Here is an 11,296-nt window from a genome sequence, read left to right on the forward strand (position 1 = left end):
TTACCAATAACTACCGCCGGAAGGTTCAACACTTACGGATTTTAAGATTTCCTTAGGCGCTTCCAGTTTGAAAACTTGGTTTGGATTCTGAGAATGGCTTCTGCTTGTCACACTCATTGTTACAAACTTAAAGAATTTATGCATAGCTGATGCATCCTTAGCATAAAAAAGCGGATTTCCAGTACCGACAATAAAATTTTTCAGAATATCTTCGTTTGCATCAGAACCAATAGCCATTGCCATACGATCACATTTTGAAGAACGTCCGTTTTTGATAAAGTTTTCCATAGGTATCTTCCAATCATCAGTCGGCGCTCCATCCGAACACAGAATAACAAGAGGCCTATATGCACGGCCGGGGGTCGTTTCTTTATCTTCAATCATGTCTTTCGCCATTTGTAAAGCAGTTCCCATAGGAGTGTTGCCTCCGGCCTCAAGTTTTATTAATTCAACTTTTGAGGCATTTGTGTACGGAAGCGCCAATTGTACACCATTATTCCCGAAAGTAATAACAGAAACAAGGATTTCCGTTTCCAGTTGTTCTTCATGGGCAAAATCTTTAATCATCTCCTGAACGGCTTTTTCAAGTTCTGCAATTTTTGTTTGTTCTCCACCGATGCTCATACTGGAACTGGTATCCAATAATAAAACCACCGGAAGAGGTTTTGCTTTTGCTACTGTGTACTTTGACGGATCGAATGCCATATCGTTTTCTCCTTATAGGGTATTCCCTTGTATAATTTGTTACTATAATTAGTAATTGTAATTTACTTAGTTGATACTTTTTTGTTGAACTTTCTCAAAAAAATCTGAAATTCTATTACTGATATATCCTTCATCTTTGCCGAATTTTACGGCTAATTGACTTTGTGTCGGCATTTCCGCTTGTAAGGTAAAAATATTAAGTAATTCAAGGTCTATAAAATTTCTTTTTTGCAGCAAGTCTACTATTTGACCTATCAGAAAAGTATGTTCCAAAGCCTGAAGTACCTTGAGGGTAATAAATGAAGATAAATAAATTTTCTGTCTTTCTTGACATTCATCAAATGCCCTCTCGATCTTTTTCAAATCATCAAGCGCATATTCTGTTTTAAAAACCCTTTCCTCAGGTGTAAGATAATTATTTTGAACTGCATCTGTATTGAATAAAGAATCTTCTTCGCCTGCATTGTTCGTTATTTGTTCTGCAACTATCTGAGATTGATAATATTTAAGAATTAAATCCTTTACTTTATCCAAATCCAGTTCGCATTGTTTCGACAGCCATATTTGAACCTTTTCATTAAAAGGATTTTTACCGATCTCCTTTGCCGTTTTTATAAGCCGAATTGCACGATTATAATCATCTCTTGTACACATTCGAAATTTTTTTCCTTCCCCTTTTTCTTTTTTATGGTGTATTTCATTTTCTAAACTGGAATATAAATATCCCATATAAGATGAACCTAAGCCATCATCGTATTTTAAAAGAGTTCTTTTTATACAGTGAAAGATTTCAACACCGGCATTGCGGACATCTGTTTCATTAAAACGAAGAAGGATCCAATCCCATATTGGTGTATATATTTTTTGCAGTAGTTTTTCATACTCACACGATTTTTTATCCTCAATATTACTTAAACAAGTAAGAAGATTCTGAATCTCTGCCTCTTTCTTTATTTTTCTTTCATTATTCGTCATAAAACATCCTATAAAGAAAAGAATTCATCTAAATTTTTTCTAGCTTCTTTTCCATCACTGGCAACCATAGAATTTGTAAGATTATTCAAATAATACAACGATGTTACATCAAACAGTTCCGGTGAACAAGCTTTATTATCTTGACCAAAACTTACTTTTCCATATACGACACTTTTAACATCACAATTAAGAAATTTTTCAGCAAATGAAAGTACACAAATAAGAATCATCGGCAACGGTTTTGGACCAAAAGTAATGTCAGCAAATATTTGACTGTTTTCTTCGACCTTATCCAACATCGCTTTTAATCTGATCTCGTGATTAGCTTTTGTTTCTTTGAATTCTAAATCCAATGTTTCGTATGATATCTTTGCACCAATATCTTCGTTTATTGTATCCAACTCTTGCATAAACAGTCTGCAATTCTTACCACTGTTTCCTGCTTTATCAATGGTTCGAAGTAAGACAACCTTAATATCATCATTTTTTTTAAGAGTTTCAGCAATAATTGCATTGATTGGAAAAATAACAGGCTTTGAATAGCCTGAATTGATATTTCCCGTTCCGGCATAGACCATTGCATCAAGGTCTTTTTTCATTGGAATATCACAAAAAATAATTCTTTTCATATCACATTTCTCCTCTAAACATTAGTTACTCTATTTTAGTGCCCAAAAAAGATATAGTTGATACTTTTATTTATCTTTCTTTTGAAAAGATGTAGGTAGATGCTAGGAGCGTACAAAAAACACTCGCCATCCGTGGCGGTACTGATACCTTGCCAGCAAATTTACATCCGTGCACATTTGCTGGCGGCGAGTTTTTGCAAAGCAAAAACGTCGCAGATGTGCCGTATATTTCAAAAGGACTCAATATTGTTTTAATCCATAAAATCGCCTATACTATTCTCAACTATCCTCAAAGCTTGTAAAAGGACTCCACCATGCACTATTCAATAGAAAAGTTTGAAACCGGCTACCTTATGGTCAATACATGGGTGTTCCCGTTGAGCAAAGAAAGCATTGCCGTAATCGATCCGGGCGGTTTGAGCCCCGAATTATCCCAGTATTTAAATAAACTTAATCCAACTCACCTTGAAATTATGCTGACGCACGGACATTTTGATCATGTCGGCGGTCTACCGGCCTTAGTAAGAAAATATCCCGATTACCGCTTATGGATTCACGAAAATGATGCCGCGTATCTTGGAACAGCCAGTACGCAAACCCATTTAAAGAGCTTTAGACCGCTTCATGCCGAAAAATTAATTGAGCCGCTGGAAAAAAATCCACTACCTGAACCGACGGATTTTTATAAAGAAGGAGACAGCGTAAACGGCTTTACCGTGCTTCATACGCCCGGTCACACCCAAGGGTCTGTTTGTCTGTGGAACAAGGAAGCCGGCATCCTTTTTAGCGGGGATACCCTTTTCTACGGCTCTCGCGGCAGAACCGATTTACTTGGCGGCAATGAGATGCAAATATGCCAGTCGCTCAAGAGGCTTTTTATCGAATTACCGGAAAACACACAAGTGTATCCGGGACACGGCTCCAATACAACGATTGAATTTGAAAAGAAATATCAAGGTGCGTACGTGTAAACGCGCTCCCGTTTCTACATCCGGCCGTCAACAATTTTGAGAATCTGCGCAGCCTTCTCGGTTTTGAGAAATGCTCGCAATCCGGCAGACTTTTGAGAACGCTGTTGAACGGTTTTCATAATTGCAGCAAGATCATTAATATAGCCTTGATTATCAAAAGCAGAAATCTGCTGCAGCATTTCATATTTCTTTTCGGCAAGTTCGATGAGCATACTCTCCAGCTGCGCAAGCGTTGGTTGGCGAAACGCCTCATAAATAAGCGCAGTGATTGCCCCATACCGTTTTGCCAAATAATAATCGCCCTCGAATCGGCTGTTACGGGTGTTATGCGCCGGAACGGTATTTTTTGCATTGGTTAATAAAATAATAATAAGATGTTCGGCGGGGTCGATAACCGTCAGTGTTCCCGTCCAGCCGGTATGTCCGAAGGTTCCGGCAGAGGCAAAAGGAGAAAACGCCCAGCTGTATTCCTGCACGCCCTGCCGTCGCCACCCAAGCCCGATACTTGAAACAAGGGATTGCTGCGCCGTAAAATACCCTGCAACGGCCGGATCGAAAAACCGCTTGACGCCATATCCGCCGTTATTCAGCATAACTTGTGCCAATACCGCAATACTTTCCGCATTTGCAAATAATCCTGCATGACCGCTGATCTCTTCCATTGCCGTATATGCTTCAGAGTCATGTACGGTTCCATGAATGAGTTCCGTTGTTTGCACACCATCAATAGCAGCTTGAGTACGCGGTTTTGCACGGATTTCCGTTGCAGCAATCTCGTCAAGAGTGAAACCTTGACGGAGCGGTGTAAAACAAATCCTATCTAACCCAAGTGGATGATAAAAATTGTTGACAACATATTCTGCAAGCCCCATCCCCGTTATCTTTTCGATAATATAGGTGAGCAGCATATAATTGATATCGGAATAGATCATTGCCGTCCGCGGCGAGTACACAAGCGGAGTCTCCATAATCAAGTCAAAGGTATGTTCACGATTGTTTTTTTCTGAAGCATTTTTAAGTTTCTCTATTTTCAGCGAATAGGGTCTTCCGGCAGGAAATCCCGACTGATGGGTTAGAAGATCAAACACCGTAATATCTGTCTTGCCTTTAATTTTGCTTTTCTTAGCATCAGTAAATTGCGGAAAAAAGTGATGAACGGTATCGGTTAATGCAAGCTGCTGTTCTGAAATCAACTTTTGAACGGCAAAATTAACCGCATACATCTTTGTATTGCTTGCAAGGTCAAATAAAGTCTTTTCCGTTACCGGAGTAACCTCATCCAGCAGATTGCCTGCGCTGTCAACCTTGCTGATGGCGCCATAAGCGCTGTTTTTAATCATCATGCCGTCTTTAATAATAACGAGTTGTGCTCCGGGGAATCCCGTTTCCGTTTCCGTGGTCAACAGTTGATCAACTATTTCCAGCGTATCAGATGAATAGGGCACATCTTTTAACTGTACTTTTAAAGCCTCCGGCGAATTTGAAAGCGGCAAAATAACAGGGTAGGGGATCTTTACCTGTAATGAATGCGGCCTTTGAACCGTACCGTTTTCGGTAGGAGTAAGCGCCGCAATATAGAGCATATTCCTACCGTTTTTAATATATGGCGATGCATCAAAACACACGGGTTTATCCGTACAAATGGATTTTGTCGGAACTTTTCTATTATTGATATATAAATCGAAAGAAGTAAGCCCGCGCGCCCAAAAATAAATGTAAGCCTGTCCCTTATATGCGGTAAATGCAAGATAATTATTCGGCAAAATAGAATCATCGTAGTCCTTCATCGGTATCGGAAAAGTCTGCTCAACTTGCATCTGTGCATCAGCAGAAAATACTGCTTCAATCATTCTTGCCATATCGACAGGTAATAAACTATTGGTTTTACGGGCAGAAGTAGAAGCGCATCCTAAAAGGTTGAAGAGAATCCAAAAAATGATAACAGCTGTACTAAATAGTCCAAAAGAAACTCTATGGGAAAATCGGAAAGGCTTCATATCCGGCATCCTTTAATCGGAGCCCCATATCTCCGGCAGCGTTCTCTTTAACAAGTACGGCAAAATAAACGGTACCGCTGGGACGCGTTTCTTCTTTTATAATGGGGGTAAAATGTTTTTTTTGCAAATCGGCGGCAAGCGCTTCTGCATATTTTTTTGTCTTATAAAATCCAAGCTGATAATAGGAAGGCTTAAGCGGCGTTTCGGAAACTGCTGCTGTTTTAGAAAATTGTGCAGAAGCGGCCTCGGTTTTTGATGCAGCGCTCGATTGAACTGAAGCTTTTGTCGCTTCCGATGAGGCGCTTGTTTTAGAGGGTGTGCTTGTTTTAGCAGCTGAACCGCCGGCTATCGCTTGTTGAGCAAGTCCGCTTCTCGGCATTAAATACCAAAAAGTTGACGGCTGCACTGTAACGGTTCCATTGACGGCCGCCGCTTCCATACAGGAAGGGTATTCCTTGAGCAGCCGCTGCTTTGCGTCCTCATCATCATTGATCCACCAGAGAGTAAACAGCAATGCAGAATGATATTCCGAAAAAGATTTTTTCTTGGTATAGGCAGTAATAAGCGGTACAGCCCGATCAGCACGATCTTCAGCGAGCAGCCTCCACGTGTCGTACACGGCGGCTCTCCGGTAATAGGGATCTTCGTCACTCACCGGTAGCGCGGCAGCAATTTCACTTAACAGGCTGCGGGCAGAATCCAGGCTGCCGCCGCAGAGCAACGCACGAACCGCATCCAATAAAAGCGCAGTCTTTTTATCGGAAGTATCGAACCCCGCCGCCTGCCGATAACACTCCGCTGCATTGGAATAATTCCCGTTATGCTCTTCATAGTCTGCCAACAGCGTCAGCGCTTGAACTTTTGCCTGTGCATTCGGGAGTGTTGCCAAATTCTTTTCAAAGAACTGTCGAACCGCTGCCTCCGTCTTTTGTGCAAAGGCTTTTTGCGCCAAAGCATGTACGCTGGACTGTAAGGCCGGTTCTGAAGGTTCTGCAAAGGCTCCGGTACCGGCATTTATAATCAGCATCACGCCGGCGACAATAAAAGAAAAATATATTTTTCTGAATTCGGAACAGCCGCTACGCATCCTGCTTTGCCGCTCCGCTCTCTTCGGAATTCTTCTTTTTCCCGAACCAACGGCGTTTTTCAGGCTTTAACTCAACTTTTGCAACATCGTGATATACGGCCGCTTGCTTTTCAGCCTTCTTCATCTTATGACGGCTGCTGATAAGAAAGGGCAAAACCGCAATATTCCCAAGCAAAAATGCAAACAGCATACTTAAAAAAATCGGCACATCTTTGAATACGTGAAAAATTACAGAAATATCACAACGATTCGGTAGATTAAAGCCCATGAACAGCGCAAGCATCAGCATTACAATAATAAAATACAATAACTTTCCCGGCATTATATCCTCCCCTGGAAATCCTTACACGACAGGGACAGCCCTAAACGTTTTCCCTTTTATGGATTGTAATTGAACTTTCATAAAATGTCCAATATGTTTCGGGTCGCATTTTTCCGCAAGCACAGCCATCTCACCCTGTTCGGTATGTCCGAATAATTCATCCGGATTATTTCTTGACTGCGATTCAACCAACATCATAACGGTTGAACCAACCCGTTGCTGCATTTTAAAATCGGTAATACGCTGCTGCAAGTCAATAACCTGCTGCAGCCGGTTAATCCGCTCGGTATCGGGAATCCGGTCGGGGAAATCGTATGCTTTTGTCCCTTCACGCGGATTATAATGATACATAAAAGCCGAATCAAACTGTACCGTCCTCATCAAGTCGAGTGTTTTTTCAAACTCTGCTTGTGTTTCTCCCGGAAAACCGATTAAAATATCGGTTGTCAGTGCAATGTTCGGTATCCGCTTACGGAGCTTTTCAACAATGTTGAGGTATTGCTCAACAGTATACCGCCGATTCATCCGCGCAAGAATTTCATTGGAGCCGTTTTGTACCGGCAAATGGAGCGATTTACATACCCGTGAATCCTCCGCCATTACATCAATTAGCTCATCAGACAAATCCTTAGGATGGTTTGAAATAAAGCGTACCCATTTAATAACATCCTGCTCTGCACACGCGGCTGAAACGGCACGAAGCAAAGACGGAAAACTCACGGCTGCTCCCGTAACAGGGTCAACTCCATGGTACGAATTGACATTCTGCCCCAACAACGTGATTTCCCGCACATTTTTCCCGCTTAAAAATCGAATCTCATCCAAAATACTTTCAACCGGACGAGAAATTTCCCTTCCGCGGATATAGGGCACAATGCAGTACGTACAAAAATTATTACAGCCGTTCATAATCGGCACAAAGCTTTGAAAAGCGCCTTCGGTATACGAACATTTGGAAAAATGATAGCGCTGTTCATTACTGGACTGCGGGTTAAGCGCCATAAGCTCAGCGACACCTTCCTCCGTGCCTTCCCAAAGCGTTTCCCTTTCAACCGCATCAAAGATTGCCGTAAATTGATCCCGTTCAAACATCCCGACGACATAATCAAGCAGCGGGAATTTTTCCTTTATCTGATCATGTAACCGCTGTGCCATACAGCCCATCAAGACAATAGTAAAATTCCGCTTCTTTTTCATCGCGGAAAAAAGACCAAGCCGCCCGAATACACGGGTTTCAGCGGTTATTCGCACCGAACAGGTATTCACAATCAGCAAATTGCAGTGCTGTATATCTTCGGCAGCCTCCCAGCCGCGTTCCCGCAAGAGCTGTTCCAATGCCGCAGACTCGGCAAAGTTCATTTGACATCCATACGTTTCAATAAAGTATTTCAAAATGTGTATTCCTAAAATTATCTATAAAATAAATAAGGCAGCTCTAAACACTGAGTTTTTTAGCGATGCCTAATATAAAAAGTTTTCCACCTTACCGACGATTTAAAACACGATGCAATTTTAACGCAAGATTATCATATTTCCAGCGCAGGGTACTACCCTTTTCAAGTGTTTTGTTTGCAATAAGCGGAAATTCGGCAAGTACCAGCGGTTTTCCCTCATCTTCCGTAAAGAATTGCACCTTTCCGATTTTTTCTCCTGCTGCAATGGGTGCGGCGAGCGCACCGGGCACGAGTATACGCGAATGAATTTCAGCGGTATTCGGTACGGTTTCGCCTGACTTCGCATCGGAAAGCGGAACGGTAAAAGCTCCGTTATTTCCACTCGGATCGTTCACCAGCGGCAGCAAAGCCGTTCGGTGAGCCGGCTCTTTTGCCCCAACAACGGGAATAGCCGGAATATCTAACGGAAAGTTCTGTGCATATCTTGTGGAAAAATGAGAAAAAGCCCATTCCATCAGTATTGAACCGTTCTCTTCCCGGAGAGCTTTTCCTTCCTCCATACTTTTACCGGCGCCGCCTAAAATAACCGCAATAAACCGGACACCGTTCCGCTGTGCGGTAAGCGCAATATTAAAACCGGACTCATAAATAAACCCCGTCTTAATGCCGTCGCAGCCGTCCAGTTTACCCAACAGCGTATTTGTCGCCGGCTGACGGATAATTGCTTGCGGTTTCAGCATATTATGCGGTTGCGGATAGCTGAGCTCCCGCAGCGAATGAAACTGTGCAAGGTGGTCGGGATATTTCCGCACATACACCGCACAAAAGCGGGCAAAATCGCGAGCCGTTGTGCGGTTATATTCGCTCAAGCCGTTTGCATCCTCGAAGTGCGTATTTTGTAAACCGAGCGCCGCGACAGCCTCATTCATCTGCCGAACAAAGGTCTCCACAGAACCTGCGGTATGCATTGCAAGTGCCACCGCCGCGTCATTACCGGAAACAACCGCCATACCCCTCATCAGCTCCTCAACGGTTACTCGTTGATTTTTTCCCAAAAACATTAGGGACGAGCCTGATGGAATATTTACCGCCCACGATTCTGCAGGCGGTGTAAGAGTGTCGGTCAAGCTGATTTCTCTCCGCTCAACAGCCTGCATCACCGTGTACATCGCAACAAGCTTTGTTAATGAGGCCGGCGGAATACTTTGATCGGGATTTTTTTCGAATAAAAGAGCTCCGCTTGCCGCATCCATCACAACAGCGGAACGGGCGCTTATTGCGGCCGGCTGCGGGATACCTTGCGTACAAGACGCAGCCTGTAATAGAGCAGGGGTATGAACAGAGTCGAAAACAACGCCCTGCCGTACTTGTCCCTCCAGCTGTATAGTCAGTAATTGCGTGCCTCGAATATACAGTGCAATACCCGAAGCAGCGATCCAACCGGCCGCTACGGCAACGGCTATGAGAATATAAAAACCGATTTTATGGGATTTTGTATTAGTCATGTGTCAATAATTATTGAAGTTGCAATCTTTCAATAGCGTGAGGCTAATTTAACAGGCCGGCAGGGTTAAGCGTCGCTCCGTTTCGATAAACGGTAAAATGAAGGTGCGGGCCCGTACTCATTCCGGTGTTTCCAACCGTCCCAATCTTTGAAGAAACAGAGACAAAACTACCTTTGGAAGTGAGAATCGTATTAAGATGTCCGTACAATGTTTGATATCCCGAATGATGACGAATCATTACATAATTTCCATATACGGTGCTGTATCCGGTCGCAATAACGTGTCCGTTCAATGCCGCATAAACGGCAGTCCCCTTAGGAGCAGCCATATCCATACCGTTATGGAAGCTCCGCTGACCGTTTAGGAACGGATTATCACGCCAGCCGTAACGGGAAGTGATATAGTAACTGCTATGCAACGGCCTTCGGAAAAGGTCGCCGTTAATTTCCTGCAAGGTAGCCCAATCAAGCTTTGCATCAGGCAAAAAGATAACCGAGGCTGCTTCTATTGTATTATCAGTCAGAGTATTGACTGTCGCGAGTTTTTCCAAGGAGATTTTGTATTTATCGGCAATAGATTCGGGCGTATCGCCTTTTTTTACCGTGTAAGAAATACCGTCTATCGACGGAATCTTTAATATCTGATCAATTTGTAATGCCCGCGTGTTTTTCAGTTTATTAAGGCTGATAATTGCATCCTGACTCACCCCATATTCAGCAGCAATGGTGCCGACCATATCGCCTTGTTTTACCGAATACGCCCGATAATACAGCGACTGAGGGGTGGAAGGTGAGTCTTGCTCTTCCGGCAGTTCAGCAGGGAGAGAAGTTCCGCCTCCTACACCATGGTCAAAAACATCATTTTTGCCGCTATCGGATAACCATAAAACGAAAAATACGGAAGCGAAACATATAATACCAAAAATAAAAATACGCGTTACTTTCATTGTAATAATCACTTAGGCCTATTAGTATAATTATACCACGTATTGGGAAAAAATCAAGCGAGCTTTTGCTTTTGTACAAAATCACGCTGGAGCGAAAGCATCTGATTGTGGAGCATACGTATCGAGAAACTTTTAGATTCAGCATTGCAAACGCCGTTTTAATCGGAGATATTGATTGTATTTGATACATCGTTATTTATGCAGTTGTTGCCTCGACAATAACAACCGGATTAATCACCATCGGAATTTCATCGATTGTTGCCGTACATTGTAGAGGATTGGGTTATTGTTTAGAATAAGAAGTAAGTACAGGATGAAGCTATTTTGAATCAAAATTCTATAAGAGAGGTGCGGATATGAATATGGAAGCAACAGACAAACACCGGCAGCATCATATACAAATATGTCCCGATGAGGTAGGACGATATGTCATTATGCCGGGAGACCCCAAACGGTGTAAGAAAATTGCTGCATATTTTGAAGATGCACAACTGATTGCAGACAACCGTGAATATATTACCTACACTGGTATGTTAGGCGGAGTAAAGGTGAGTGTTACTTCGACAGGGATCGGTGGTCCATCTGCATCGATTGCAATAGAAGAACTGGTACGATGCGGCCTGTGAGCATTAACCCTGCACGAATAAAGAAATATTGATGGTGTTCAGTAATTGTGATACATTGATGGACATCTGAAAAAACTCAGGTATAGATTTGCTTTGCATCCTTCGAAATAGAAGATGCCCTAAAGTTTATAACATTAAA

The 11,296-nt window shown here is 42.6% G+C and carries 10 protein-coding genes and 1 pseudogene; 2 read left to right on the forward strand and 9 right to left on the reverse strand.

The features are described 5' to 3' along the window. The 3 genes from E4N65_RS11360 to E4N65_RS11370 form a co-directional block, all read right to left on the reverse strand. Complete coding sequence (locus tag E4N65_RS11360; protein WP_253673332.1) at positions 1 to 705, reverse strand: vWA domain-containing protein; 705 nt, start codon at positions 703 to 705, stop codon at positions 1 to 3. A gap of 66 nt (positions 706 to 771) precedes the next feature. Further along, positions 772 to 1,680: a hypothetical protein gene (locus E4N65_RS11365; RefSeq protein ID WP_253673333.1), complete on the reverse strand. Its 909-nt coding sequence runs from the start codon at positions 1,678 to 1,680 to the stop codon at positions 772 to 774. Positions 1,681 to 1,688: 8 nt separating this feature from the next. Then, complete coding sequence (locus E4N65_RS11370; protein ID WP_044014518.1) at positions 1,689 to 2,309, reverse strand: TM1812 family CRISPR-associated protein; 621 nt, start codon at positions 2,307 to 2,309, stop codon at positions 1,689 to 1,691. 314 nt (positions 2,310 to 2,623) lie between these two features. Here E4N65_RS11370 and E4N65_RS11375 point away from each other — a divergent pair, with 314 nt between their 5' ends. Then, complete coding sequence (locus E4N65_RS11375) at positions 2,624 to 3,280, forward strand: MBL fold metallo-hydrolase (RefSeq protein WP_044014516.1); 657 nt, start codon at positions 2,624 to 2,626, stop codon at positions 3,278 to 3,280. A 14-nt stretch (positions 3,281 to 3,294) separates the two neighbouring features. Here the strand turns inward: E4N65_RS11375 and pbp4b are convergent, their stop codons facing one another. The 6 genes from pbp4b to E4N65_RS11405 all read right to left on the reverse strand — a co-directional run bounded on the left by pbp4b (position 3,295) and on the right by E4N65_RS11405 (position 10,531). Beyond that, positions 3,295 to 5,277 (reverse strand): penicillin binding protein PBP4B, encoded by a 1,983-nt coding sequence (gene pbp4b, locus E4N65_RS11380; RefSeq protein WP_044014514.1) that lies wholly within the window; start codon positions 5,275 to 5,277, stop codon positions 3,295 to 3,297. Then, entirely contained in the window at positions 5,252 to 6,364 is a 1,113-nt protein-coding gene (locus E4N65_RS11385) for an SPOR domain-containing protein (RefSeq protein ID WP_044014512.1), read from the reverse strand. Before E4N65_RS11385 ends, pbp4b begins: the two co-directional genes overlap by 26 nt. After that, positions 6,357 to 6,686, reverse strand: coding sequence for a hypothetical protein (locus E4N65_RS11390; protein WP_044014510.1), 330 nt, complete (start codon positions 6,684 to 6,686; stop codon positions 6,357 to 6,359). The genes E4N65_RS11385 and E4N65_RS11390 overlap by 8 nt, the downstream gene beginning before the upstream one ends. Positions 6,687 to 6,707: 21 nt before the next feature. Then, positions 6,708 to 8,078 (reverse strand): tRNA (N6-isopentenyl adenosine(37)-C2)-methylthiotransferase MiaB, encoded by a 1,371-nt coding sequence (gene miaB, locus E4N65_RS11395; RefSeq protein ID WP_044014508.1) that lies wholly within the window; start codon positions 8,076 to 8,078, stop codon positions 6,708 to 6,710. Positions 8,079 to 8,169: 91 nt separating this feature from the next. After that, positions 8,170 to 9,585 (reverse strand): D-alanyl-D-alanine carboxypeptidase family protein, encoded by a 1,416-nt coding sequence (locus E4N65_RS11400; RefSeq protein ID WP_044014506.1) that lies wholly within the window; start codon positions 9,583 to 9,585, stop codon positions 8,170 to 8,172. 43 nt (positions 9,586 to 9,628) lie between these two features. Next, the gene (locus tag E4N65_RS11405) at positions 9,629 to 10,531 is read right to left on the reverse strand and encodes a peptidoglycan DD-metalloendopeptidase family protein (RefSeq protein WP_044014504.1); all 903 of its coding nucleotides are present in this window, start codon (positions 10,529 to 10,531) and stop codon (positions 9,629 to 9,631) included. Between the two features lie 362 nt (positions 10,532 to 10,893). Here E4N65_RS11405 and E4N65_RS11410 point away from each other — a divergent pair. Then, positions 10,894 to 11,151: pseudogene (locus E4N65_RS11410) on the forward strand (uridine phosphorylase); the annotation flags it as partial. Positions 11,152 to 11,296: the final 145 nt, after the last annotated feature.

This window comes from Treponema sp. OMZ 855 (assembly GCF_024181145.1).
In the GTDB taxonomy this organism is placed as follows: domain Bacteria; phylum Spirochaetota; class Spirochaetia; order Treponematales; family Treponemataceae; genus Treponema.

What these genes read in the sequence shown, in the direction of transcription:
- E4N65_RS11405 (WP_044014504.1), bottom strand. Translation starts at nt 10,531, where the DNA reads ATGAAAGTAACGCGTATTTTTATTTTTGGTATTATATGTTTCGCTTCC.
- E4N65_RS11365 (WP_253673333.1), bottom strand. Translation starts at nt 1,680, where the DNA reads ATGACGAATAATGAAAGAAAAATAAAGAAAGAGGCAGAGATTCAGAAT.
- E4N65_RS11360 (WP_253673332.1), bottom strand. Translation starts at nt 705, where the DNA reads ATGGCATTCGATCCGTCAAAGTACACAGTAGCAAAAGCAAAACCTCTT.
- E4N65_RS11390 (WP_044014510.1), bottom strand. Translation starts at nt 6,686, where the DNA reads ATGCCGGGAAAGTTATTGTATTTTATTATTGTAATGCTGATGCTTGCG.
- E4N65_RS11385 (WP_044014512.1), bottom strand. Translation starts at nt 6,364, where the DNA reads ATGCGTAGCGGCTGTTCCGAATTCAGAAAAATATATTTTTCTTTTATT.
- E4N65_RS11400 (WP_044014506.1), bottom strand. Translation starts at nt 9,585, where the DNA reads ATGACTAATACAAAATCCCATAAAATCGGTTTTTATATTCTCATAGCC.
- E4N65_RS11375 (WP_044014516.1), top strand. Translation starts at nt 2,624, where the DNA reads ATGCACTATTCAATAGAAAAGTTTGAAACCGGCTACCTTATGGTCAAT.
- pbp4b (WP_044014514.1), bottom strand. Translation starts at nt 5,277, where the DNA reads ATGAAGCCTTTCCGATTTTCCCATAGAGTTTCTTTTGGACTATTTAGT.
- E4N65_RS11370 (WP_044014518.1), bottom strand. Translation starts at nt 2,309, where the DNA reads ATGAAAAGAATTATTTTTTGTGATATTCCAATGAAAAAAGACCTTGAT.